At 70.3% G+C, this 23,456-nt stretch carries 21 protein-coding genes and 3 pseudogenes; 8 read left to right on the forward strand and 16 right to left on the reverse strand.

The annotated features are described in order from the left end of the window. Positions 1 to 47: 47 nt before the first annotated feature. The 6 genes from ACIQU4_RS18175 to ACIQU4_RS18200 all read right to left on the reverse strand — a co-directional run bounded on the left by ACIQU4_RS18175 (position 48) and on the right by ACIQU4_RS18200 (position 5,350). Entirely contained in the window at positions 48 to 617 is a 570-nt protein-coding gene (locus ACIQU4_RS18175; protein ID WP_403731279.1) for a TetR/AcrR family transcriptional regulator, read from the reverse strand. Positions 618 to 810: 193 nt separating this feature from the next. After that, positions 811 to 2,019: an alpha/beta hydrolase family protein gene (locus ACIQU4_RS18180; RefSeq protein WP_403731281.1), complete on the reverse strand. Its 1,209-nt coding sequence runs from the start codon at positions 2,017 to 2,019 to the stop codon at positions 811 to 813. After that, complete coding sequence (locus tag ACIQU4_RS18185; protein WP_403731283.1) at positions 2,016 to 2,855, reverse strand: NAD(P)H-binding protein; 840 nt, start codon at positions 2,853 to 2,855, stop codon at positions 2,016 to 2,018. Before ACIQU4_RS18185 ends, ACIQU4_RS18180 begins: the two co-directional genes overlap by 4 nt. Next, positions 2,855 to 3,277 carry a nuclear transport factor 2 family protein gene (locus ACIQU4_RS18190; RefSeq protein ID WP_403731286.1) on the reverse strand — a complete coding sequence of 141 codons (423 nt, stop codon included), beginning with the start codon at positions 3,275 to 3,277 and terminating at the stop codon, positions 2,855 to 2,857. Before ACIQU4_RS18190 ends, ACIQU4_RS18185 begins: the two co-directional genes overlap by 1 nt. A 188-nt stretch (positions 3,278 to 3,465) precedes the next feature. Then, on the reverse strand, positions 3,466 to 4,374 hold the full coding sequence (locus tag ACIQU4_RS18195) for an RICIN domain-containing protein (protein WP_403731289.1): 909 nt from the start codon (positions 4,372 to 4,374) through the stop codon (positions 3,466 to 3,468). A 316-nt stretch (positions 4,375 to 4,690) separates the two neighbouring features. Beyond that, positions 4,691 to 5,350, reverse strand: a complete 660-nt coding sequence (locus ACIQU4_RS18200) for a peroxiredoxin-like family protein (RefSeq protein WP_403731292.1) — start codon at positions 5,348 to 5,350, stop codon at positions 4,691 to 4,693. Positions 5,351 to 5,446: 96 nt separating this feature from the next. Between ACIQU4_RS18200 and ACIQU4_RS18205 the strand changes: the two genes are divergently transcribed. Further along, the gene (locus ACIQU4_RS18205; protein ID WP_403731295.1) at positions 5,447 to 6,079 is read left to right on the forward strand and encodes a TetR/AcrR family transcriptional regulator; all 633 of its coding nucleotides are present in this window, start codon (positions 5,447 to 5,449) and stop codon (positions 6,077 to 6,079) included. A gap of 53 nt (positions 6,080 to 6,132) precedes the next feature. Here ACIQU4_RS18205 and ACIQU4_RS18210 read toward each other — a convergent pair whose 3' ends face one another. Next, positions 6,133 to 7,353 carry a PucR family transcriptional regulator gene (locus tag ACIQU4_RS18210; RefSeq protein ID WP_403731298.1) on the reverse strand — a complete coding sequence of 407 codons (1,221 nt, stop codon included), beginning with the start codon at positions 7,351 to 7,353 and terminating at the stop codon, positions 6,133 to 6,135. A gap of 427 nt (positions 7,354 to 7,780) precedes the next feature. Between ACIQU4_RS18210 and ACIQU4_RS18215 the strand changes: the two genes are divergently transcribed. Continuing rightward, a complete protein-coding gene (locus tag ACIQU4_RS18215) occupies positions 7,781 to 9,214 on the forward strand; it encodes a DMT family transporter (RefSeq protein WP_403731300.1) in 1,434 nt (477 codons plus the stop codon). An 11-nt stretch (positions 9,215 to 9,225) separates the two neighbouring features. Here the strand turns inward: ACIQU4_RS18215 and ACIQU4_RS18220 are convergent, their stop codons facing one another. The 6 genes and pseudogenes from ACIQU4_RS18220 to ACIQU4_RS18245 form a co-directional block, all read right to left on the reverse strand. Continuing rightward, the gene (locus ACIQU4_RS18220; protein ID WP_403731302.1) at positions 9,226 to 10,314 is read right to left on the reverse strand and encodes an MBL fold metallo-hydrolase; all 1,089 of its coding nucleotides are present in this window, start codon (positions 10,312 to 10,314) and stop codon (positions 9,226 to 9,228) included. 93 nt (positions 10,315 to 10,407) lie between these two features. Then, the gene (locus ACIQU4_RS18225) at positions 10,408 to 10,944 is read right to left on the reverse strand and encodes an RICIN domain-containing protein (protein WP_403732101.1); all 537 of its coding nucleotides are present in this window, start codon (positions 10,942 to 10,944) and stop codon (positions 10,408 to 10,410) included. A gap of 252 nt (positions 10,945 to 11,196) precedes the next feature. Next, a pseudogene (locus tag ACIQU4_RS18230) lies at positions 11,197 to 11,322 on the reverse strand (hypothetical protein); the annotation flags it as partial. A gap of 378 nt (positions 11,323 to 11,700) precedes the next feature. Continuing rightward, complete coding sequence (locus ACIQU4_RS18235; protein WP_403731305.1) at positions 11,701 to 12,363, reverse strand: AAA family ATPase; 663 nt, start codon at positions 12,361 to 12,363, stop codon at positions 11,701 to 11,703. Between the two features lie 517 nt (positions 12,364 to 12,880). Beyond that, a complete protein-coding gene (locus ACIQU4_RS18240) occupies positions 12,881 to 14,101 on the reverse strand; it encodes an alpha/beta hydrolase family protein (protein WP_403731308.1) in 1,221 nt (406 codons plus the stop codon). A 105-nt stretch (positions 14,102 to 14,206) separates the two neighbouring features. Continuing rightward, a complete protein-coding gene (locus ACIQU4_RS18245; RefSeq protein ID WP_403731310.1) occupies positions 14,207 to 14,344 on the reverse strand; it encodes a hypothetical protein in 138 nt (45 codons plus the stop codon). A gap of 788 nt (positions 14,345 to 15,132) precedes the next feature. Here ACIQU4_RS18245 and ACIQU4_RS18250 point away from each other — a divergent pair. The 3 genes and pseudogenes from ACIQU4_RS18250 (at position 15,133) to ACIQU4_RS18260 (ending at position 18,367) form a co-directional block, all read left to right on the forward strand. Beyond that, positions 15,133 to 15,597, forward strand: a complete 465-nt coding sequence (locus tag ACIQU4_RS18250) for a hypothetical protein (protein WP_403731312.1) — start codon at positions 15,133 to 15,135, stop codon at positions 15,595 to 15,597. A gap of 1,185 nt (positions 15,598 to 16,782) precedes the next feature. Next, positions 16,783 to 18,031 (forward strand): annotated as a pseudogene (locus ACIQU4_RS18255) (IS110 family transposase). Between the two features lie 42 nt (positions 18,032 to 18,073). Continuing rightward, positions 18,074 to 18,367 (forward strand): hypothetical protein, encoded by a 294-nt coding sequence (locus ACIQU4_RS18260; protein WP_403731315.1) that lies wholly within the window; start codon positions 18,074 to 18,076, stop codon positions 18,365 to 18,367. A gap of 680 nt (positions 18,368 to 19,047) precedes the next feature. On the opposite strand, the gene ACIQU4_RS18265 is transcribed toward ACIQU4_RS18260, so the two are convergent. Then, positions 19,048 to 19,641: a nitroreductase/quinone reductase family protein gene (locus ACIQU4_RS18265; protein ID WP_403731318.1), complete on the reverse strand. Its 594-nt coding sequence runs from the start codon at positions 19,639 to 19,641 to the stop codon at positions 19,048 to 19,050. 308 nt (positions 19,642 to 19,949) lie between these two features. Between ACIQU4_RS18265 and ACIQU4_RS18270 the strand changes: the two genes are divergently transcribed. From ACIQU4_RS18270 to ACIQU4_RS18280, 3 genes and pseudogenes are all read left to right on the forward strand, one after another. Beyond that, a complete protein-coding gene (locus ACIQU4_RS18270; protein ID WP_403731320.1) occupies positions 19,950 to 20,651 on the forward strand; it encodes a hypothetical protein in 702 nt (233 codons plus the stop codon). 218 nt (positions 20,652 to 20,869) lie between these two features. Beyond that, positions 20,870 to 21,190, forward strand: coding sequence for a hypothetical protein (locus ACIQU4_RS18275; RefSeq protein ID WP_403731323.1), 321 nt, complete (start codon positions 20,870 to 20,872; stop codon positions 21,188 to 21,190). Positions 21,191 to 21,254: 64 nt separating this feature from the next. Next, positions 21,255 to 21,446 (forward strand): annotated as a pseudogene (locus ACIQU4_RS18280) (transposase); the annotation flags it as partial. A gap of 305 nt (positions 21,447 to 21,751) precedes the next feature. Here ACIQU4_RS18280 and ACIQU4_RS18285 read toward each other — a convergent pair. Then, positions 21,752 to 22,708: a GNAT family N-acetyltransferase gene (locus tag ACIQU4_RS18285; RefSeq protein ID WP_403731326.1), complete on the reverse strand. Its 957-nt coding sequence runs from the start codon at positions 22,706 to 22,708 to the stop codon at positions 21,752 to 21,754. Positions 22,709 to 22,716: 8 nt separating this feature from the next. Beyond that, positions 22,717 to 23,319, reverse strand: coding sequence for a dihydrofolate reductase family protein (locus tag ACIQU4_RS18290; RefSeq protein WP_403731329.1), 603 nt, complete (start codon positions 23,317 to 23,319; stop codon positions 22,717 to 22,719). Between the last annotated feature and the right edge of the window lie 137 nt (positions 23,320 to 23,456).

Here is a 23,456-nt window from a genome sequence, read left to right on the forward strand (position 1 = left end):
TGGTTGACGACGTGCGGGCCCGGCGCTCCGCACCGGGCCCGCTTCGCTCAGCCGAGAACGCTGTCGATATACGCCGCGAGTGAGGTCCGCAGGGCTTCGGGCTCCATCTCCTGGCCATCGATCAGATAGACCACGAGATCGGCGCGGATGGCAGCCAGCAGGGCGTGGGCCGTGTAGTCCGGGTCGTGGACGCCGGGCACCAGCTCCAATTCCGCCCCCAAGGTCCCGTGCCACCAGCTGTAGTGCTCGGCCTGGTAGGGGCTGCTGAGCCCGGCGTCCTCCGCAGCCGACATGAGGTGCCGGTTCTCGATCTTGAAGCGGAGCGAGAGGTCGAGAAGATCCGCCACGCGCTGCCGCGGTGGCGACTCGGCACCGTCCTGTGCTTCCCGTACCTCCTGCTGGAGGGGTTCGAGGCGGGAGGCGATCACGGCAGCGATCAGGCCGGCGCGGTCGCCGAAGCGACGGAAGAGGGTGCCCTTACCCACCCCCGCTGCCGCCGCGATGTCGTCCATCGACACGCTGTGCGGGGAGCTGCTGGCGGCGAAGAGGGCATCGGCGGCGGCCAGGACCGCCCCTCGGTTGCGCTGGGCGTCGGCGCGCTCCGGGCGCTGGGTCACGGGTACTCCGTAACTTGTCGGCCGGCCCGGGAGGGGGAGGGGGCCGGTGCGGCGGTCGAATCCTTGTTTCAGTGGCTTCGAAGCAGCAGCCTCCCGGCTCTTCGGGGCGTCCTGGTGGTGCCGGCCGGCCACAGGCAGATCGTCGAGGCCCTGCACGACATGGTCGGACGCCCGGGGCGGAGTGTGCGTCGTATCAGAGCGTGTCGTCGAGCCAGTCGAAGACACGCCCTGTCGCGAGCCGGATGGCGCCCGGGTGGCAGTGGGCGTCTGCCCCTTCCTCCTCGGTGAAGCTCAGGAGTGTCTTCGGGGCGGTGAGGTGGCGGTAGAGCTTGCGTGGATCGGGTTCCTCCTCCCCGGTGGCGGAGTAGTACAGGTCGTCGGTCGCCTCGCACACCAGCACGGGGCAGGTGATGTTCCCGGCACTGCCGTCCTTGAAGCTGTAGCGGGCGTACTCGGCAAGGAATTGCCGGTCCGTCGAGGTCCTGGTGACGTAGCGGCCGTGGTCGAAGGCCCAGCGCAGGATCGGGCTGCGCGCGCGGCCGTCGGCGAGCATCCGGTCCAGTTCCCCGTCGTGCTCGGCTGCCGCCCGCCGGACGGCTTCCTCGTGCGGCAGTGGGAGGTGCGCGGTCAGGGCGGAGACGGCGTCGAAGACGCCGTCGAGGGCGACGACGGCTGCCAGGCGCGGCTCGTGGGCGGCCGCGCGGGGTGCGAGGTAGCCGCCGAGGCTGACGCCGAGGAGCGCGATGCGGGCCGGGTCGACGCCGGGGTCGCGGGTGAGGAAGTCCAGTACGGGGCCGACGACGTTCTCCCAGTCCGGCCGGAAGGCCAGCCCGTCGAGGTGGATGGCGGCGGGTTGGCCCGGGCCGTCGAAGGTCAGGACGTGGTAGCCGCGTTCCTGTCCGCCGAGTGCGCCGAGGAAGTGCAGCTCCTCGGCGGCGCCGTCGAATCCGTTGTGCATGACCAGCGCCGGCCTCGGACCTTCGCCCGCCGCCCGGTAGAAGTAGCCGTGCAGGACGGTGTCCTCGTAGGGGATCTCCACGGGCGTGACGTCGGGGAGGTGGGCGATGGCGTCGCGGAAGCAGGCGACGCCGCGCTCGTACGCGTGGTCGATGCGCGGGTCGTCGGGGTTGCCGTGGAGGAAGAACTCGGCCGCCCGGTAGTAGCTGGAGGCGCGCAGCAGTCCGTCGCGCGCGCTGACGGGGTGGGACCCGCGCGCCTCGGTCTCCAGGCGCTCGGCTGTGGACAGCCAGGCGTCGTGCCAGCCGTCGTAGTCGCCGGGGGTGATGCGGGAGGCTGTGGCGATGACTTCGCCGACGTCCGAGCCGCCGTAGGCGGCGAGGCCGAGGTTGCGCAGGGTCTCGAACCAGAACGCGGGATCGTCCTGGAACATCAACTGCTTCATTGGACCTCCCGTTCCACGAAGGCGCGGAGGGTGCCCGGGGGGCGCCCGGTGAGGCGCTCGACGGCGTCCGTGACGCGGTCCTCGGCGCCGTCGGCGATGGCGCGGTCCATGCCGGCCAGCATGGTGGCGAACTCCAGCGGGATCTCGGCCGCCCAGCGGTCGCGCAGCTGCTCGAAGGTCAGGTGCTGGTGTGTGACCGGCCGGCCGGTCACCTCGGCGATGATCGCGGCGACGTCGTCGTAGCTCAGCGCCTGCGGCCCGGTCAGGATGAGGTCGGCGTTGGGGGCCTGCTCGTCGGTCAGTGCGCGTACGGCGACCGCGGCGATGTCGCCGGCGTCGATGAACCCGACACGGCCCTTCCCCGAGGCGGTCCGGATGGCGCCCTCGTCACGGATGCTGCGCGCGTGGGGCGTGTGGCCGGCGAAGTTCTGCATGAACCAGGAGGGCCGCAGCACCGCCCACTCCCCGATCAACCCGGGCAGCGCCTCGTGGACCTGTCCCACCGCCGGACCGCCCGCGGGGATCGCCGAAGAGCTCAGCAGCACCGCACGGCGCACGCCCTCCGCACGGGCCTTGCGGAGGAAGGGCAGCATGACCGCGGCCGGGTCCGAGGAGCCGATCGGCGGGACGAGGTAGGTACGACCGACGCCGGCCAGGGCCTCGTCCCAGGTGGCAGGCTCGTTCCAGTCGAAACGGACCGCCTGTGCGCCGTCGACCGGGGTGGCGTTGCGGCTGGCGGCCTTGACGCGGTGGCCTTCGGCGATCAGGCCGGCGGTGACGCGGCGGCCGGTGGTGCCGGTGGCACCGATGACCAGGGTCGCGTTGAGGTCGTTCATCAGTTCGCTCCTACGAAGTCGGCGCCGGGCTGCTGTACGGCGAGGGGGTTCCAGTAGTCGCGGTAGGAGGAGATGAGTCCGTCCTTGACCGTGACCACGGCGATATAGGTCATGCCGAAGGGGGTGTCGCTCTCCACCAGGCGACCGACACCGCGCATCTCCACCACGATCGTCTCGGGGACCGTGGTCTCGTGGACCGTCACCTCGGGGAAGTCGTGCATGTCGACGTGGTCGGGGTAGTGGCGCATGTAGTCACCGACCGCGGCCTTGCTCTCCAGCCGCACGGGCCAGCCCTCCGGCGCGAACGGGAACTCCAGGACACCATCCTCGTCCCACAGGTCCACCCAGCCGGGAATGTCCTTCTGCAGCAGCAGCTGCAGACCGTGGCGGTAAAGCTCCGCGGGCGTCATGGGGGCTGTCATGATCAAGGTTCCGTTCTGCTCGAAGATACGGCGAGCCGCATGCGGACCAGCGGTCCGCATAAAATGAAGCATACGGACCGCCGGTCCGATTCTCAAGGTTTCCCGCGTCCGGCACACGGAGAAGCCCCGACCGCCGACGGTCGGGGCTTCTTCGTGTGCGGGCCGCGCGTCGCCCGGGGCGCCCCGCATCACTGATTCACGATGGTCCACTTGTGGTCGTCGTTCACCAGGCAGGGCCGGATCTCCAGAGGCGCGCCGTCGGCCGAGTCACCCGCCCAGCCGACCACGTTCAGGCACTGCTGCGCGCTGGCGAAGTTGTGGATCCAGTACGTGCCGTCGCTCTTGCGCTGGAGCCACCAGAGCTGATTGTCCTTGTACGTACCGACGCACTGGTTCTCGGCGACCCACGTGTTGCGGGGCGCGCCGCCCGTGCCCTCAAGGTCCAGACAGAGCCGGTCCTTGACGTTGCGAATCTGCAAGAGGTTCGCGCCGCCCGGGCCACCCCGGGGGTAGTGGAGCTCGAAGTCCCACAACTGGTTTTCGGAGGAACTGGAGTTGCACTCTCCCTGCCGAACCGCCTGGTTGGAGTACCCCCTGCCCGTTCCGGGCAGGTCGGCGCACTTGCCGGTCATGCTGTTCCTCAGCAGCACCCGCTTCGAGTTGGACGGATCCGGGGTGACAGCGGGGCGGGTGCGGCCCGGGACCACCGGGCCCGCGGCCCGATCGGCCGCTTCACCGGACCGGACGGGGGCGGGGGCGTTCGACGGCTCGCCGGCGGGCGGCGCCTCGGTGAAGGAGACGACTGGGCCGGGACTCCCCGCGGTGAGCGCGGGGCCGGCAGCGGCTTCGGCCCCGGAGTTGCCGAGGGCCGGTGAACCTGCCGGCGCATCCCAGAACCGGCTCTCCCCCGCAGGCGGGCACAGGGGCAGGACGGTGACCACCTGTCCCTCCGGCGCCTCCCTCGCCGCGGCTCCGAGGATGGTCACGAGATCCGCCACCAACCGGGGGGTGGGGGTGCGGTCGTGGGCCGTGCGCAGCAGGACGAGGCCGTCGTGGTGCTCCGCCGCCAGGAACGTGGAGGAGGGGTCACCGGGCACCGCGGCAATTCCGGCCGCCCCCACGGGGACCGGTTCCCCGCCCGCCGGGCGGCGCCTGACGCCCGGCCAAGAGCGGCGGACCCCGCTCACCACGGCGGCCCCGCTCGGAATCGGACGGGCCGCAACGGTCCCGGGTCGGTCGGTCGAGACACGCACCCCCCCCCTTGGCACCGGCCGTCCTCGCCTCGCGGTCAGCGTGGCACGGCCCGGGAGCGGAATCAGGTCCGGTCCGAAACCACACAGCACAACCATCGAATCGGTCATGCAAAGCGCCGCTTCCCTCTCATTCGGTCACCGGCCGGGCCGGACGGCGATGTCAGCGCTCGGAGCGCAAGGCTTCGAGGACGGTCGAGACTTCGGTACGGGTGCTGAAGTCGGGGTGGACGTCGGCGAGCAGGACGGTGCGGTCCGCGCTGACGACCAGCACGGTCGGGTGGGGCAGCTCCCACCGGCCCGTCCCGTTCACCTCTCCCAGATCGAGCCCGAGACCGGTCTGCGTCCGGCGCACTTCCTCGGATACGGCGTGGGTGATGCCGAGTTCCCTGGCCAGCGTGTTGCCGATGTCCGAAAGTACGGCGTACTCGAGCCCGGCGGCCCCCTTGGTGTCCAGCGAGCCGTCGTACGCCTGCGGGCTGACCGCCACCAACGTGGCACCGAACTCCCCCAGGTGCGGCAGGAGTTCCTGCTGATAGGTGCGGAGTGTCAGATTGCAGTACGGGCACCAGCCGCCACGGTAGAAGACCACGACGGCCGGACCGTCGCCCAGCGCCTCCGCGAGGTCCACCGGGACGCCGTCGGGACCGGTGAGGGTCGCCGTCGGCAGCACGTCGCCCGGCTTGACGAGGGCCGGGGTGCGGCCTTCCTCCCCGAGGCGCCGCTGCTCCTCGAAGAGGACACCGAGGGCTTCAGCGGGAAGGGCGGACCCAAGCTGTCCGGAAATCTCGGCGAGGCGGGCGTTGAGCGAATCGTCGGTCACGGGAAAACCCTTCGAAAGGCGCTGCTGCGGGTAGAGCCGGCGGAAAGCCAGAACATGTACCGATCGGTACATCAGCGTGACTGTACTATTCGGTACATGGCCGAGCAAGGCAAGTCCCCCAGTAGCACTCAGCGCGCGGTGCCGCGCACCGAGCAGGGCAGGCGCACCCGGGCCGCAATCGTGAAGGCCGCGGGTGAGCTGATGTACGAGCACGGCGTGGCGGCAACCGGCCTGGACCAGGTACTGGCGGCAAGTGGCGCGGGGAAGTCTCAGCTCTACCACTACTTCGGCGGAAAGCAGGATCTGACGGGCGCCGTCATCGACCTCCAGCTGGCCGGCATCCTCCAGGCCCAGCCGCGCCTGACGGACCTGGACTCCTGGGCTGATTTCGACGCCTGGGCCAATGAACTCCTGGCCCTGCACCAGGGCCCCGCGGGCCCCCTGGCCTGCCCGCTGGGCAAGCTCGTCGGCGAACTCGACGACGACGAGGTGCTGCGCGTCCGCCTCGCCGACGCCTACCGTGCCTGGGAGTCCCACCTCTCCGAAGGCCTCATCCGGCTGCGCGACAACGGCGCCCTACGGCCGGACGCAGACCCCCAGCGGCTGGCCGCCGCCACCATGGCCGCACTCCAAGGCGGAATGATGATGGCCCGGCTGCGCCACGACATCACTCCCCTCCGCGACGCCCTGGGCATGGCCCTGGCGCACCTCCGAAGCCACCAGGCATAACCTGCACGGTCTGGCGCTGTGGTACTCGGCAGGACCGCCCCGGGGATCGGCCATCAGGACCGTGCGCGCGGCGCCTCGGATCGCAGTCTGCGGTCGGCTTCGAAGGCCAAGGCCAGTTCGACGACCCACCGCGGATCCGAGAGCGAGCGTCCGGTGCGCTCTTCCAACCGGCGCAGACGGTGCCGGACCGTGTTGGCGTGGACGTGCAGCCGCCCGGCCGACCGCTGCGCAGACCCACCGTTGTCCAACCACGCCCCGAACGTTTCAAGCAGCAACGCCCGCTCGGCAGGTGAGACTCCGTCGAGCCCGGCGAGGGTGGTGCGGGCGACCCTCTGCATGACCTCCGGATCGCTCGCGACCGCGACAGCCAGCGGATCCCGGTCGAAGACGACGACCTGGTGGCCGTCGAATGCGCCGTGCAGGGCGATCCGGGCCAGCCGCAGGGCCGAGCCGGTCGCGCGCAGGTCGGCGTAGGGTGGGCTGACGCCGACGAAGCCGGCTGCATCCGAGGTCAGCGCGGCGACCAGGCGGTCGAAGCGGCTCTCGGGCCCGCGGACGCAGGCGACGCCTATCTCGACGTCATGGCTCAGTCGCCAAACCGACGCGATACCGGCTCGGCCGAGGATGGACTCGATGTCGGGCAGAGAGTGCCGGCCGACGGTCGGCACGCTGGCCACGACGACCGCGTAGGGGCCCGTGGCGGGCAGCCGTAGGACATGGGCGGCCTCCCACAGGCTGGTGTCGGTCAGTCGCCCTTCGAGCAGCGCCTGCAGGAGCGCGGACCGCCGCTGTTCCTGGGTCACCAACCGCGCGGCGAGCTCGTCACGGTAGCCGCCGACCATCTGCTCGGTGTGAGTGTGCATCGCGCTCCACACCTCGGAGGCGGCCAGCACCGTAGAACTCCCGGACAGCCCGCTGTCCGCGGCTGCGCCGGCCAGCTGATCCCACAAGTACCAGGCCCCGACCCGGTATCCCTCCATCACCGCGGGCAGCGGCACCCCGGCTCGCGCGCGGGCTCTGCCGTGTTCACGGGCGATATCGGTGGCCGGGCCAGGTGTGCGTCCCATCCGTCCGAACAGCCGGTGGACATTGTCGAGCGCCGCCTCGTACAGCTCCTCGGCGGGCACCGCATCGCCGCGGTAGACCGGAACCGCCTCCCGGATCCTGGCCGTCGCGCTCGCGGCGAGTTTCTCGGCGCGTTCGAGCATTCCGGCCGCGAGCAGCGCGACTTGGGCGTCGATGACGTCCGGATCGGTGGCCGGCGAATCCGTCATGCTGATCATCCTATTGCTGTGGCCGGCGAGGTCTGCCGGGGCGCGTCGTCCGGTGCGGTGCATCGCAAGGCGGGCGTGTGGGCGTCGTGTTGTGGACCAGGACAAGTGGGACCCCGAAACCGGGTGGGCCGCAACAGTGACCAGCCACTGGCACGACGCGAGGATTGTCGGCATCAGCCGCCTGCGGCGCCGACCCTACGACGGTGGGAACGAGACCACCTACGCCGCAGCCCCCTCCCTGTTCCGGTGACCCGACCTCCCCAGTCGCCGAACCCGTGATCCAACGACGCCACCTCCCCTGACCACGCCTGCCGTCTCGTCGCCGAGGCGACGCAGCCGTCCGACACGGCGCTCACCTCGCGGGCCCGCAGGGCATCGATGCCGTCAACCGCCATAAGGCGATCCACCAGGAAAGTTGCTCCTTGCCATGCGCACGAAGCTTGATGCCGTCTCCGTCACTGCCGTGCTGGTGACGGTCCTCGCGTTCTCCGCCACCGCGCCGTTGACCGCGTACGCCACCGGCCCCACGCTCGCTCTCGCATTCGGGCGCAACGCGCTGGGGCTCCTCACCTTGGGACCGGCGTTCATGCTGGTCCGTCGGCGCGAGGTGCGCAAGGTCTTCCTCGGGCAGCGATCGCTCGTCCAAAAGGAGCAACGCCGCGCCGTCATCCACGGCGTCTTCGCCGGCACGGCGCTGGCCGCCCATTTCGCCACGTTCATGCCCAGCACCCGGCTGACCAGCGTGGCGATGGCCACCGCTCTGGTCGCCACCCAGCCCGTCTGGCAGGCCCTCATCGCGACCCTGCAGAAGAGCCGGCTCCCGCGGGCCACTTGGGCGGGCCTCGGCGTCTCCGTGGCGGGAGCCGCGTTCGCCAGCGGCACGGACGTGCAGGCGGGCACCCAGGCGCTCGTCGGTGACCTTCTCGCCCTCGCGGGCGCGATCGCGCTCGCCGGCTACACAGCGCTCAGCGAGAAGGCCCGTCCCGACGTCAGCACACCGATGTACTCGGTGCTGTGCTTCACGGTGTGCACGGTGGAGCTGCTGATCCTCTGCCTCGCCACCTCGACCCCGTTGTTCGCCTTCACCGGCGACACCTGGCTCGCGCTGCTGGGCCTGCTCATCTTCCCGCAGCTGCTGGGGCTTTTCTCGCTCAACTTCGCCCTCGGCCGGGCGCCGGCCACGGCGGTGAGCGTGATGCTGCTGCTGGAGGCACCGGTGGCCGCGCTCATCGCCTGGCTGTGGCTCGGCCAGCTGCCCGCCGCGGACGCGTGGCCGGGACTCCTCGTGATCATGCTGGGCGTGACCCTGGTCGTGGTGGCGGACGCCCGACGCACGGATCCGGCGAAGGGAGCCCCCGGTCGTGCGGGCAGCGCCGTGACGCTCCCGCAGCACCCGCTGCTCACCCTGGACTCCGTGCCCGGCGGCGACACCCACGCCTTTCTGTGGCGAGAGGCCCGCGCGGGTCGGTACGAGGAAGTCGAGGCCGCCATACGGCGGCTGGAAACCCAGGCCATACGCGTCCACGGCTCCAAGTCGCCCCAGGCCACCCACTGGATCGAAGTGCGGGCCGTCGTCGCCGGCATCGCCCGGGACCCCGGCCTCGCGACCCGACTGTGGCTGTCCGCCGCCCGGTTCCACTCGGCAACGCCGAACCCGGACCTCCGCGCAACACGAGAGTGCCTCGACCGCGCCTTCCACGAGTGGACCAACATCGAGGACGACCACCTCGTGAGCGCACTGGCAACCGCGCTGCGGACCACGTACGAAAGGCACCCCGACCTTCGCCCCGACGCCCCGGCCGCCATGGACCGGCACCTGCTCCACAGGGGCATCCGCACCCTCCCGGTACCGCAGGATTGAGACGGCGCCCCTCAACGGTGCTCCAGTGCGTGGGAGCCGCCGACGGGAAGGTCCCACAGGTCCCCGGCGGGGCGTCCCGCCTCCGCCCAGGCGGCTCGCACCCGGTGCAGGGGCTCCAGCGGCGGTTCGGCCGAGAGCAGGAACGTCGCCCAGTGCATCGGTGACATGATCCGCGCGCCGAGATCGACGCAGGCCCGGACGGCTTCCTCCGGAGACGTGTGGACGGGCGACAGCATCCAGCGCGGCTCGTACGCGCCGATCGGCAAGAGCGCCACGTCGATCCCGGGGTAGCGGGCCCCGATCTCCCCGAACCATTTCCCGTATCCGGTGTCTCCCGCGAAGTAGAGGCGCTTCCCGTCGGGCCCGGTCAGGACCCAGCCGCCCCAGAGGCTGCGGCAGGTGTCGGACAGGCCTCGACGGCTCCAGTGGTGGGAGGGCACGAAGTCGAATCGGACCGGCCCCGACGGGCCGGGCAGCTCTGCCGCCTCCCACCAGTCGAGCTCGGTGACGTGCGTGAAGCCCCTCCCCCGCACCCAGCCGGCAAGGCCGGCCGGCACGAACACCTGGGTGTCGCGCGGCAGTCTGTCCAGGGTGGGGGCGTCGAGGTGGTCGTAGTGGTTGTGGCTGATGACCACGGCGTCGACCGGCGGAAGGTCCCGCCAGGAGACCCCTACGGGCGTCACACGCTCCGGCGTCCCCACGATGCGCCGGGACCAGACCGGGTCCGTGAGGACGGTGAGGCCACCGATCCGCAGCACGTAACTCGCATGGCCCACCCAGGTCAGGGCCAGGTCCGCTGGCCCGGCCTCGGGGAGCGGGCCGGGCTGGAAGGGCAGGTCGGGAATCTGGGCGCGCCCTTCGGCCGACGGGCGCAGGCGTTCGCCCCGCAGGGCCAGGCGGACGAAGTCGCCGAGCCCGGGGAGGGGCGAGGTCAGCCGGTCCGCGAAGGACCGCGGCCAGCTGCGGAGTTCATTGAGCGGCCGGGATACGGACAGCGGTGGGTGCGCTTGAGCGGTCACGGTTCGCTCCGTTGGTCGGCGGCGGTCCAGGTGTACGGGTGGCACTTCCGGTTGTTCACACCACCCTAATGTGAATGACATTAACATGCGTCGATCCCGCAGCACCCGGGCAGGAGCGGAAACCGGAAGGGCCGGTGCTGCGCAGGGCGATTGCCCGCAGCACCGGCCCAGGAGTCACACCCTGACCCTGCTCCAGCGCTGGTACGGGTTGCTGTAGTTGCAGCTCTGCGCGTAGGCCTGCGAGTAGCTGCCGCCGACACAGAAGGGACGCCCGCCGGTGAGGGCGTGCTGTCCGCGGAGGTACACATTGCTGAAACCGTTGCCGACACCGTCGATGAACGTGGTGTACTGCGGGATCATGTCAACACACGACGCAGTCCCGAGCGCACCGTTCGAGCCACCGGCCGCCGCGACGACCCAGAGGCATCGGCCGGTCGCCCGGTTGCGGAATCGGAACCGGCCGTGGCCGTCCTCCGCCGTACGGTACTCGGACGGGAGGTCGTCCGAAATCTCCCAGATCTGATGGTCGTTCCCGTGCTGGCACGGGAGGGTGTACACCTCGCCCGCGAAATTGGAATCGAGGCAGCGCCCCGTCTTCGCGTTCTTGAGGTGGCCGCTGAGCGTGGCCGCCTCCGCGGGTGCGGGTGTGGCGACGGATCCGGCCAGGGCGAGGACGGTGCCGAACACGCCGGCCACCGCCCAACGTCCCATTCGCCTCAACTGTGTGCGATCACGCTTCATATGATGGTCCCTCTTGTGGTGATGGCGGACATCCTGATGGCCGCAGGCTCCCGTCCGGGAGCGCCCGGTATGCCGTCCGGCATCCGTGCTCCCATGGTGATCAAGGGAGTTCCGGTTCGCTAGGCCATCGCCCATGACCAAATGCTTACGCCTTCGGAGTGGTCCTCTGCCGAGCCGTTGCGTCAGCCGATCCCGAACAGACCCGCCGTGCCCATGCCGCCGCCCTTCCAGCAGCGCGTGTCCGACGAGCCGGGCACAGCTCATGCCGTAGGGGTGGCCGACGGCGATGCCGTCACCGTTGACGTTGAGCCGGTCCGGGTCGATGCCGAGGTGTTCACGGCGGTTCACGGCGGTTCACGACCTGCGACGCGAAAGCCCCTTCCGCCGTTGTAGCTGACCGATGCCCAGCAGGCTGTCTGGAGGGCTGGGTACGTCGTCGTACGACGGCCCAGGCGTTGGCCTAGCGGGTCACGGATCGTGCTGGAGGGCGCGGAGGGGCAATCGGTCATGGAGGTGTCGCGCCGTCTGCGGATCGCTCCGGACACGGTCCGCACCTGGCCTCCGTGACCAGGGCGCGGTCTTCCGGGCGAGTTCGCGCGCGAAGCGGCCCTTGCCGACAGGAGCTCGGCGATCTCGTTCGGATACCCGGACAGAACCACGACCAGGCGGTACCTGTCGTCCTCGGCCCGTTTGAGCAGTACCCGCAACGCTTCCTTCCCGAAGGCGTCACCGCCCGAGTAGCCCGGCGTTGGACAGCGCGTACGCCTCGTCGATGAAGAGAACGCCGTCCAGCGCCCGGTCGATGGCCTCGGACGTCTTGATCGCCGTCTCTCCGAGGTGCTGTCCCACGAGGTCGACGCACTGGGTCTCGACGACATGGCCCCGCTCCAGCAGGCCGAGCCCGGCGAAGACCTTGCCGACGACGCGGGCGACCGTGGTCTTGCCCGTGCCGGGCGGCCCGGCGAAGACCAGATGCTGAAGAGCCGGCGCCGCAGCCAGGCCCTGGCTCCTGCGCACCGCGGCCATCCTCAGCTGTGCCGACAGGCTCCGCGCCTGTCGTTTCACCGGGGCCAGACCGGCCATCGCGTCCAGTTCGGCCATCGCCTCGTCCAGCAACACCGAACGCTCCTCATCGCTCAAGGTGCCGCCGGAGGAGTCCCCACGCTGTTCCCGCGCGGCCGCGGCGGCCAGGGCGGGCACACGTGCGGCAGGCGGGGCAACCACCTTCGCGCGCTGGGCCACGTCACCCAGCCCCGGGCCATACCGGAACGCAGTCTGGAACTGCTTCAGCGCCTCCTCGGTCCGGCCGAGCTGCTCGTGAGCGCGACCGCGCAGACAGGCGACCTCCCCGACAAAAGCCGGCGTTGTCGCCGAGCTGTCCGGCGGCATGGAGCCCTAACCAGGCATCGGCCGCGATCCGATCGTGCTCGACAGCCACGCGGAAGCACTCGGCCGCAGCACCCCGGTTGCCCAGCCTCAGCTGCGCGACCCCGTGGAGCCAAGCCTGCTCGCACTTCTGGATCGAACGTGGTGATACGTACGGCCCCGGCATCGAGCTCCCCCCTGCTGTCCCAGACGATCCAGACACCCGTACGGAGAGTGCGGGCGCGTCCCACCGTCGAGTGATACCTGAGAGCCGCCGTTCAAGGAGGAGAGGGACACCCGTCGTCCACACCTACGAACTCGACGGACCGATCGGCGCCTACCCGCCCCCCGCCTCATTCCGCGGCCTACCTCTGACAAGAGATCTTGACCTTTGCCAAACGATCTTGGCTGCGGATCCTTTACGGGTCGTACGAGCCGTCCCTCGGCGTGCTGAAACCGAGGCGGTTCGGGTAGAACTCGGCCCAGTCGTCCTGCTCCCTCAAGGGCCTGCGAGGGGCCGCGATGCTACGGTCCCGGGTGCTCAGGGGAGGAACGTCACTGCCGGGAAGGCTGGGGACGGGCCGTCGAGCAGGTGCCCCCGACGGTGGCGCAGGTGCTCGTCGAAGAACGCGAGCGGGTACGCCTGCTGGATCTTCACCGCCTGGTCGGGATCGAGGGTGCCGATCACGTCCTGGAGCTGCTGCCCGCTCCATCCGTACAGCTTCGCCACCTGCGGGAACAGCGCCTCGTTGTCGCCGTACGAGACGTGGACGGCGCCCTGGGCCTGAATGTTCAGCCGCCAACCCCGCAGGTGCGACCAGAATGCGGCGGCCTCGGGATCCGTGGCCCGGGTGAACACGGCGGACATCATCATGAACGGCCGGTCCAAGTCGCCGGCCAGCGGTGGATTCATCTGCATCGGGCCGTCGAGGCTCAGCCCGGCCCGGATTCGCTCGTCCGCGAGCATGGCGCAGGCGGTGGCCGTCCCGCCCTTCGACCAGCCGAACGCGCCCATGCGCCGCGGGTCGAGGGAGCCGAGCAGCCCGGCCGGCAGCTCCTTGCGGTCGACGTCGGGATTGCACCCGGCGGCGAGCTGCTCGACGCAGTCGAGGACGAAGCGCAGGTCGGCGGCGAAGTCCCCGGGCAGCGTCGGCGCCTGCCTGTCGTGGAGCGGCACGGCGACCCGGCCGTCGGGGAACTCGGTGTACGTGTCGTACTGGTGGGCCACCGTCACAGCCGCGTATCCGTGGCTGGCGAGCTCTTGGACCATGACGGTGTGGTCGCCCTGGTGGCTGTGCGCGCCGTGCGAGAACAGGACGACGGGCAGCCGTTGGCCCGTCCGCCGCACCGGAGCGCCCACGTGGGCGGCAGTGAGCGGTCCCAGAGGGGCCAGATCGCTGAACCCGACGTCGGCGAGGAACGCCTGGAGTGCGCCGGCCGGCATCCAGGGCGCCACCGGGTACCGCTGGACGTCGCGGGCGGGGTACCAGACGGTGGCCATCAGCTCGCGGAAGTGCCCGGGGCCCGCGATGTCGTCGGGACGCGACCGGTCGACGAGGTGCAGTTGGACCGTGCCCACCGGGTGCGGCCCGGTCGGCGCGGGCAGCATGAGCCGCGCCGCGGCGGGGGCGGCCGGGGCCGGGTCGGCCCACGCGGGGCCGGCAGCGGCGGCAAGCGGCACGGCGGCCCCGGCGGCCAGCGCGGCTCCCAGCATGCTGCGGCGCGTCATGCCCTTCCGGCTGATGAACGGTGTGGTGGTCATGGGCCCTCCCCTGGTGACGGGTCGTCAACCGTGCCGCGACGGGCAGTCCGTGGGCACAGGGGAACGCTGTCACGTGCCCCACTCGCGCAGCATCCGCCCACGGGTTTACACCCTGGGGCTGATGCGGTCGGCGGTGTCGTCCGGTTGCGGGGCCATCCCGATCACCTCGGGCTCGCGTTCCAGCAGGATCAACCGGCCCCGCTCCTGCCACGACTCGTAGCCCACGAGGTCGCTCGCCGTCACTGGGGAGTAGAGCCGCGAAGGTGGCCACCCCTGGCCCAGCGCAACTTGCGTACGGAATCAGCAGTCGACACCTGTCGACGGACGGCCGGACGGTCCAGACGCGCCCAGACGGCGTCAACCGGAGCCAGGACGGCCGGCAGGTCCACCGGCGGCAGAGGCACCCTCCCCCGCTGCTGCCTGCCCTGATCCGAACCCTCCACAACCCGCACCGGAGAGCCGTCCACCGGCACTCGCGGAAGAGCCTGCGCCCTGAAGAACCGGCGTACTCGGCAAGGTCCGCGCCGATCCGAAATGGGCGACCGCGCCGGTCAGGGTCCTGCTGGTCACCGGGCCGGGTCGTACGGGTCATCGGGGAGCGGTGGGAACGGTGTCTGTGTGTGCCCCTTGGGCGAGCAGGCGGCGAACGGGCCCTGCTTGGGGTCCCCACGGCCCGGACGTGGCCGCACCGCCCGAGGTGCTCGCCGCGCCACCAGACACCGTGTCGCTGCTCCAGGAAACCGAGGAGCTGCGCCCGGACGTCGTCGTCGCCGACATCCGCAAGGACCGGGTCGCGCAGGTGGAGGGGTTCCTCGGCGTCCCGGCGCGGATCCACGAGGGCGGCGCCGCTCGACCCCGGGGTCGTACGGCGACTCGTCGTCCGCACCACCCGCAGCGACCCGCTCGTCCGGCTCACCCCGCGCGGGCGCAAGGTGCCGGAGGCCCGGGACCGCGCACCCGCGACCGGGACTGTCGGTGTCCACCGTTACAGTGCCGTTCGACTGTTCGTGCAGTGCCGGGGGTGGGGAGACATGAGCGCACGTCTGAGGGAGACCGCGGCGGAACTGGCCGTCCTGTTGTGGCGGGAGCACACCGTGTACCGGGAGAGGTCGGGCGGGGTGGTGATCCGTGGGGACCACGTCGAGCGGTGGATCAGCCTGGCCCCGACGGGCGTCAGCGGCGAACTGCTCGTCCGGGCGGGCCGTATCCTGCCCGGCGGCACCACGGCACCGGCCCGCTGCGAGGCCGTGGCGGACCCGGCCGCCGGCACGCCCGGCCTCGCGGCCCTGTGCCGCCGCCTCCTCGCCGAGACCGCGGCCCCGACCGTCCCCCGGCAGCGCGGCGGGCACCCCGCCGGGCCCCGCCGCCGACGCATACGCGGCCGACGCGACGCCTGGCGGACCGGGCGTCACACGGGCGCCGCCTCCTGGGCGGTCCTCCTGTGCCTCACGGGCCTGTTCGCCCTGTACGTGTACGTCGCCACCCGCAGCGGTTAGGTCTACAACCGGGTGACTCTCACTCGGCCCGGGCCGTCCTGCCCGGCCCGTTGCGGTCCCGGTCGCGTACGCTCCACCACAGCGACCGCCTCGCCGAGTACGACCCCGACCGCCCGCGGCGTCGACGGCCGCCGGGGGCTGGGGGCAGGGCGGCCGTTGCGGACGGGTGCCGGAGACCTCGATGCCGACCGTGTCTGAACTCCCGTACTCGCCCGGCCCGTTGTGGCCGTCCGGCACATGGCAGGCGGCCACGCGCGGTCCTGGCCTCCCGGGAAATCCCCACCCCACCGAGGAGGCCCCCTCGAAGCGAAAGCCCCGCTTCCGGCGGTTGCGCCGGATGGCCGTGATGCTGCTGCTCGCTGCGGCGACCCAGGTCCCGACCGCAGCCGCAGCCCGCACCGCGGCGCCGGCGCCCAGCCCCGGCGAGCTGAAACCGCACTCCGTCAGTGCCACCCACACCGCCGGGGTCTCCTCCGGCGGTTACATGGCGACGCAGCTCCACGTTGTGTACTCCGGCACGTTCGCCGGATCCGCCGTCTTCGCGGCCGGCCCGTACGGCTGCGCGCAGGGCGACCTCTACCGGGCCCAGTACGCGTGCATGAAGACGTACCAGGACCTCCGGCTCGACGCCTCGAACGCACCACCCGCGACTGGTCCGCCCAAGGGCTGGTCGCCCCCCGTCGCCGCCAACCTCTCCGGCGACCCCGTCCACCTCTTCAGCGGTCGCGGGACGCGACCGTCGAGCGGCCCGTGGCCGATGCCCTGGCCTCGTACTACGGCCGCTTCGGCGCGCGCGTGCGGTACGACGACACGACCGACGCCGGACACGCATGGATCAGCCCCCTCGGGCCGAACCCGGGCACCGTCACCCAGAGCCCCACCGCTGATGGATTCGTGCACGCCTTCGCCGGCCCACGCGTCGAACTTGTCCGACGTCTCCGACGACTCGGCCAGCCCGACTCACACCCGGTTCACACGCCTCAAGCCCCCCCGTTACCTTTTTCGTGGCTCCGCAATGGGCCTACCGGCCTTCGGGTCCGGCATGACTTCCCCCCTTGTTGCGGTTGATGATCCGGGGGGTGGTGTCACCGGGCCCGGAGGCATCGACGGACCGCTGATGAGGGGCTTGAGCACCGGCTTCACCCAAGTCGGAAGAGCTCTCCGTAACGTGGGTGTGGCAGCTCGATGCCGAGGCAAGGCCGGACGAAAGCGTCATGGAGGGGCCTGCACGTGATCGACATCGGCAACATCGACGTCTTCCTCGGCCTGGACGTCGGCAAGAGCGAACACCAGGGCCACCGCCGTCACACCGGCCGGAAAGAAAGCCTTCGACAAGCGCCTGCCCAACACCGAACCCAAGCTCCGTGAACTGTTCGCGAAACTCCAGGCCAAGCACGGAACTGTGCTGGTCGTCGTCGACCAGCCCGCCTCGATCGGGGCCCTGCCACTGGCCGTCGCCCGGGACATGGGCTGCCCTGTCGCCTACTTACCGGACCTGACGATGCGGCGGATCGCCGACCTCTACCCGGGCGAGGCCAAGACCGACGCCAGGGACGCGTTCATCATCGCGGACGCGGCCCGGGCGATGCCGCACACACTCCGGGCGATTGCCGGCGAGGACGAGACGATCGCCGAGCTGGAGATGATCGTCGGCTTCGACGACGACCTGGCCGGCGAAGCGACCCGGGTCGCCAACCGGCTCCACGGCCTGCTGACCCAGATCCACCCGTCGCTGGAGCGGGTCCTGGGGCCGCGATTACAGCACCCGGCCGTCCTCACGCTGCTGGAACGGTTCGGATCCCCGGCTCAGATCCGCAAGGCCGGCCGGCGCCGCCTGGTCACGCTGTTACGGCCGAAGGCACCGAGGATGGCCGAGCGCCTGGTCGAGGAGATCTTCAACGCGCTGGATGAGCAGACGGTCACCGTTCCGGGGACCGAGGCGGCCGCGCTGATCGTCCCGAGCCTGGCCGGATCCCTGACAGCCGTCCTGGACCAGCGCAAACTCCTGGCCGGACGGATCGAGGAACTCCTGGACGCCCACCCTCTTTCCAAGGTCCTGACGTCCATGCCGGGAGTCGGCGTCAGGACCGGAGCCCGGATTCTGATCGAGGTCGGCGACGGCAGCACCTTCCCGACCGCAGGCCACCTCGCCGCCTACGCAGGACTCGCCCCGGCGACCAGGAGCTCGGGCTCCTCGATCCGCGGCGAACAACCCTCCCGCAGGGGAAACAAGCAGCTCAAACGCGCCTTCTTCCTCTCCGCCTTCGCGGCCCTGGGCGACCCGGCATCCCGGGCTTACTATGACAAAAAGATCAGCCAGGGAAAGCACCACACCCAGGCCCTGCTCTGCCTCGCCCGACGACGAGCCGACGTCCTCTTCGCCATGCTCCGCGACGGAACCTTCTACGAATCCCGGACCACCGCAGCGACTTGAGACCTCCTTGTCCTCCCGACAGGCGCGTGATCAGCTTCAGAGATGGAGGCCGAGGATTCCGAGCACATGAAGGTCGTCCACCGCTGGCTCGCCGGCGAGGTGGTCAACAACTCCGTCGGTATCAAGCTGACCGGCGGCCCGTTCAATGGACGGACCAAGATTGTCCAGCTCGATCACGACGGACTTCCGCCCGCACGCCTCCGTGCTCGCGGTGGCCAGGGCCAGGGACCTTCGAACCCTGCCACCCGGCACACCTACACGCGGGTCCGGACCCCCGATGCTCCCGCCGGCTGGACCTACGAACACACCGGAGCCGAGACGGCTACGGACGGCTGACGCTCCCGCTGCGGAACCCCCAGACAGCTTGACCAAAGAGATAGGGGCACGTTACAGGGCGGAACCCTCGGATCACCCGGCTACGTCCGAAGGCCTGACCCTTGTCAACGAGGATCTCCTGTGCCAGTCCCCCCTCACTCACCACGTACTTGGTCACCGCGCCGAACTGCAGCCTCACCACCGGGGGTCCGGCGCTCAGCCGGGCCAGTGCGGGCAGCAACCCGTGCTTCAGCAGCGGCAGGTGGCCCAGCCGGTACCCAGGCGCCCGTGGAACCTCCCGAGCGACGCCGGTTGCCGTAGCGTCGTCGGTCTCATCCGTGCCTGCCCGTCCCGTGGTCACGCCTGATCAACGCCATGGAGCCCGCGAAAGACACCGCCGCAACGGGCAGACGTTCCTGCCGGGGCAGAAGGGAGCCCCCGCGACTGCATCCGTACGATGCAGGCCTGTTCGACCCGGCTGCGAGCAGAACGGAATGAGCACGCAACGCTGCTCTGATCTCCTTCGCCGCCCCATGTAGTCGACATTGTCGAAAGCAGCAGGCGCCCGGGCCTGCCCCGGGCAAGCACCCAGGGCTTGGCCCAGCGGCCGTGCGCGTCCAGGTGCCTGGGGAACGCGGCGCCCCGCCGGATGGGGCCCCGCCACCACCGCGGTCGCTCGTCTCTCATCGGCGTAGCGCGCCCTACGCGGGGCCTGCAGGCTGCAGGTGGAAGATCCGCACGTCACGACCGGAGCGGTCACAGTAGGCCTGGTAGTGGCTCGAAATACAAAGGAAGCGCTGCAAGATCTCATCTCGTTCGACGCCAGTGACGAGCCGAGCCGAAACCGGCATGCGCCGGCCTCCCGTACAGAGCGTGGCCGCCGGATTCTTCAGGAGATTAGTGCTCCACACTGGATGCCGTGCCTGGCCGAAATTCGAGGCCACGACCGCGAAGCCGTCCGCGTGGCCGACGTAGCACAAAGGAGTGGGAACGAGGCGACCGGAGCGGGCACCGACCGTGATCAGGAGCAGCGACGGAAGCCCCAGCAGCCCGGAGACACTGAACCGGCCCCCACTGCGCACTTGGACCATCCTGTCCAGGGGCACCAAGACCACTCTCATCATCGCAGCTGCCCAACGCACGGGGATGATCCTGTCCATCGCCCGGAAAACAGCGCCTCGCACCGGCGCACCGGCCACCCTTGATACACCTTCCAACCGCTGACGGCCCCTGGGCCGCTGCGCCACCGCGCGAACCCCGTCGACTCCGCCGCTGTCCGAACCCGTTGCGTTCATGCCTCACCAACGTGCTGGACGCCACGACGTCACCGCCGCAGGCGGTCCGGACTCCATCACCGGCGCAACTCCCGCCATGTTCCGGGCACCCGGGCACCCGGGCACAGGGACGCGCACGCGGTGGACCGCACTCGATGCTCTGAGCCGGGTGCGCCGCCGCCCAGTTCACAGTGCATCCTGCGCCCAGCGACCCCCTTGACCACGGTGGGCCGAGCACGCGCTGCCCCCTTGGCCAGGTCCGCTACCCGGTGCGAGTGGATCTCCCACACGTGCCGTTACCCAGGGTGGGCTCACTGGTTACACCATTCATGATCAAGAAAATCTTGCTGATCGCCGTCTCGACCGCCTCTGTCCTGTCGGCCTCGATGGCGGGCGCGAGCGCCACGGTCCAGACCCGCCGTGACGATGAGCAGTGTGCGGGTGCCGTCCTTGAGCGGCACGCTCAGAGTTACAGCCTCGACGGCTCCGAAGTGAAGGGCTACGGGCAGTGGAACAAGGGTGACTGCCTGACTCGCATCGTGCACGAAGGCGCGGTCAAGGGCTACTTCACCAAGCAGGTCGAGTCCAAGCAGTACGTCGGCATGCCCAGGCCGTTCGACTACATCACCTGGACACCCGCGAAGGAGGACGCGGCCGGGGTGGAGTACAAGAGCTTCTACACCGTCTACAGGAACCGGGACAAGGTCTACCTGGACGGGGACGACATCCCCGCCGGCCTGCCCAAGTGCGACGCCAAGGTCAAGGGTCCTGGCGCTCGCAAGTACGAGGCGAAGGTACGCATCTATGGGGAGCCGAGCCGCGACCTCAAGTCCTTCGTCCGCACCTGGAACGAGATCGAGAGCTTCCGCGCAACAGACAGCTACTACCGGCCGGGCGACTGCATCCTCCTGACCGGCTCCGCGGCCAAGCACGACGGCAAGGACGTCTACGAGACCAACGACCCGAGCGGATCACGGGCCACGGTCGGCCCCCCGTGGGTCATGGCCGACGAGATCGAGGTCGTCGAGTAGGAGGCATGCCGCTCTGGTGAGGGGCATGATGCACAACCCGGACCCGCTTTCCGATCAGCCGGCCCGTCTCGAAGGGCTTTTCCGGCAGCGGCATCAGCAGCGGCCGCTCGACCTCGAAGTACTCGTCGATGGTCCGCGGCCTCGACCCGATCCGGCGCCGACCTTGCCGCGTGAGAGGCTGCCCGGCGACACCAGGACATGGATGGAGAGCTGGCGGGATGGGTTTCGAGGGCGAAGTCTGGCGACTGATGCGGCAGGAGGATCTGCTCGGCGAAATCGTGATCCACGAGTCCGACTTTCCCTGGCTGAACGGTCACTTCGTTCCAACGCCGGCGTTCGGAGAGGTGGAACCGTGGTTCGACGAGTCGCTGGCTCTGATGGAGGCGGAGGAGTACGAGCGGTTCGACGACTCCTACGACCGGATCGCGGGCACCTTATCGCTGGTGGCCCCGTCAGGACCGGTCGCGGAGTTCCTTCTGCACATCAGTGACGCTCGTGCTTGGTTCAGGTGGAGTGACGAACCGTTCGATGATGTCTGACCCCGCGAGGCCTTGGGAAATTGCCTGACCACAGCCCCTGGGGAATCACGCCGTCGTCGACAAGGCCCACCTCGCGGAGGTCTATGGCGCCGAGGTCTCCCGGCAGACGATCTCCACGATCACCGACAAGGTCCTCGATGGCATGGCCCAATGGCAGAACCGGCCGCTCGACGCCGTCCATCCGGTGGTCTTCATCGACGCCATCCACGTGAAGATCCGTGATGGCGCCGTCACCGACCGGCCCATCTACGTCGCCCAGTGCTTGGCGCCCTCGCCGCCGTCACCCCACCGCCCACGAGCCCGGCCCACCGGCGGTATCAACGGCTCGCTCACCGTCCACGCAGCATCAGACAACTCTGCTTCCCTCACGACCGGACCAACCATCCGATGAACCTGACATGACCTCACAGGTCCGCCCCGAAATCGGGATATCCGGGGCAAGCTGCGGGCAGAGAGCCGACCTGCGCCGGCGGGACCGGCGCCGGCGCCCCTCCGCCGTGGAAGGACTGAGCGCCAGTCCCGCAGCGGCCCGCAGCTTCTCCGGACGGCCGGGGACCTGCCTCAGGTGGCCGGGGTGAGCTCGGGTGCGGACCAGATCATCCGGGTCTGGGTGATCCGGTATCCGGCCCGGGCGAACGCGGCGGCCATCGGGGCGTTGTCGGTGTCCGTGGTGGCGGTGATCAGCTCGGCCCCGGCTTCCACCTGGACACGGGTGATCTCGGCGAGGATCTCGTCGACGTAGCCGTGTCCGCGCAGTTCGGGGACGACGCCGAGGTAGCCGACGTTGCGGTTGTAGGGAGTGGCGGACGGCAGGGCGAGCCCGGCGAGCTGACCGTCAGGGGTGCGGGCCAGGCGCCACCAGGAGCGCTCGCCGGGGCAGCCGAGGTAGAAGTCCACCTCCTCGCGAGCGGTGGCCTCGGCCCCGATGCGCGCGAGGTTGCGGCGCGTCTCGCCGTCCAGGCTACCGACGGCGATTCGCCGGAAGACGTCGAGGAACTCCTCGTCGGTGCCCTCGGTGAAGGTGAGGCGTCCGCTGGGGGCGGGCACCCCGGCGTCGGGGGACCACTCCAGGCGCAGGCGCTCCACCGCGTCGGTGAGCCCGGCGGCCCGTGCGGCGTCGCCTCTCCAGCCGGCTGCCGCCACGACGGCCGGGGCCTCGCGCCAGCCCTGCGGGAGTGTCAAGTTGTAGAGCGGGAGCTTGGGCGCGCCCTGTTCGGTGAATGCGCGCAGACCGGATCGGATCAGCTCGGCGCCGACGGCCACGCGGTCGGTGACTGAGGGGTCGACGTACAGGCAGTCCAGTGCGACGGGGTGCTCGCTGCTTGCCTGGCCCCACCACAGGGCGCGGGCCACGATCCGGCCGGCGTCGTCCTCGGCGATCCAGGTCCATTCGGGGCGGTACATGTTCTCGCGCAGTTCGTCGAGGTAGCGGTCGGCGGGGATCCAGCCGACGGGTTCGGTCACCGTGACGGCGGTTACGCGGTCGAGGTCGGCGGGGGTCGTGGGACGCAGCAGCATGCGGGTACTCACTTCCGAACGGCGGCGGGGGCGGGGGCGGCGGATGTGGTGGTGAAGGTGGTGATGCTGGCGCCGGTGTCGAAGACGCGGGAGTCGGTCAGGGTGAACCCGACCGGGAGGAAGGGGGATTTGAAGAGCGGGATTCCGGAGCCGATGACGACCGGATAGCGCTTGACGAACAGCTCGTCGATCTCGCCGAGCAGTTGTCCGGCGAGGTCGGCTCCTCCGCACAGCCAAATACCGGCCCCGTCCTGCTGCTTGAGGCCGCGGACGAACTCCACGGGGTCCGTGGAGATGACCTCCACCTCCGGATCGAGCGGCGCGAGGGTACGGGAGAAGACGTACTGGCGCAGGTGCGGGTAGGGGCTGGTCACGCCGACGGCGAGACCCGGCTCGTAGGTGACACGGCCCATCAGGACCGTGTCGAAGCGCTTGTTGGCGACCCCGTCGAGGCCCAGCGGGCCCCGGCCGTGGACTGGGATGGTCTCCGGGTACTCAGCCACCAGCGCAGCCGCGAGGTCCCCTTCGAAGGGGAAGAAGTCGAACTGGCCCTCCGGGCCGGCGATGAAGCCGTCCAGGGTGGTGCCGACGTAATAGGTGAGCGTGCGCACACATCCTGCTTTCGACCAGTGATGGGGGCGTGCGCTGCCGAGTGCGGGCGCGCAGCAAGGCTGCGGGCGCGTGCTCGACCAAGGCGATATCGGCACGGCCCGTGCCGTTCAGATCTTGGCCTCATCCTGTCCACTCA

The organism is Streptomyces sp. NPDC090741, assembly GCF_044769045.1.
GTDB lineage: Bacteria > Actinomycetota > Actinomycetes > Streptomycetales > Streptomycetaceae > Streptomyces.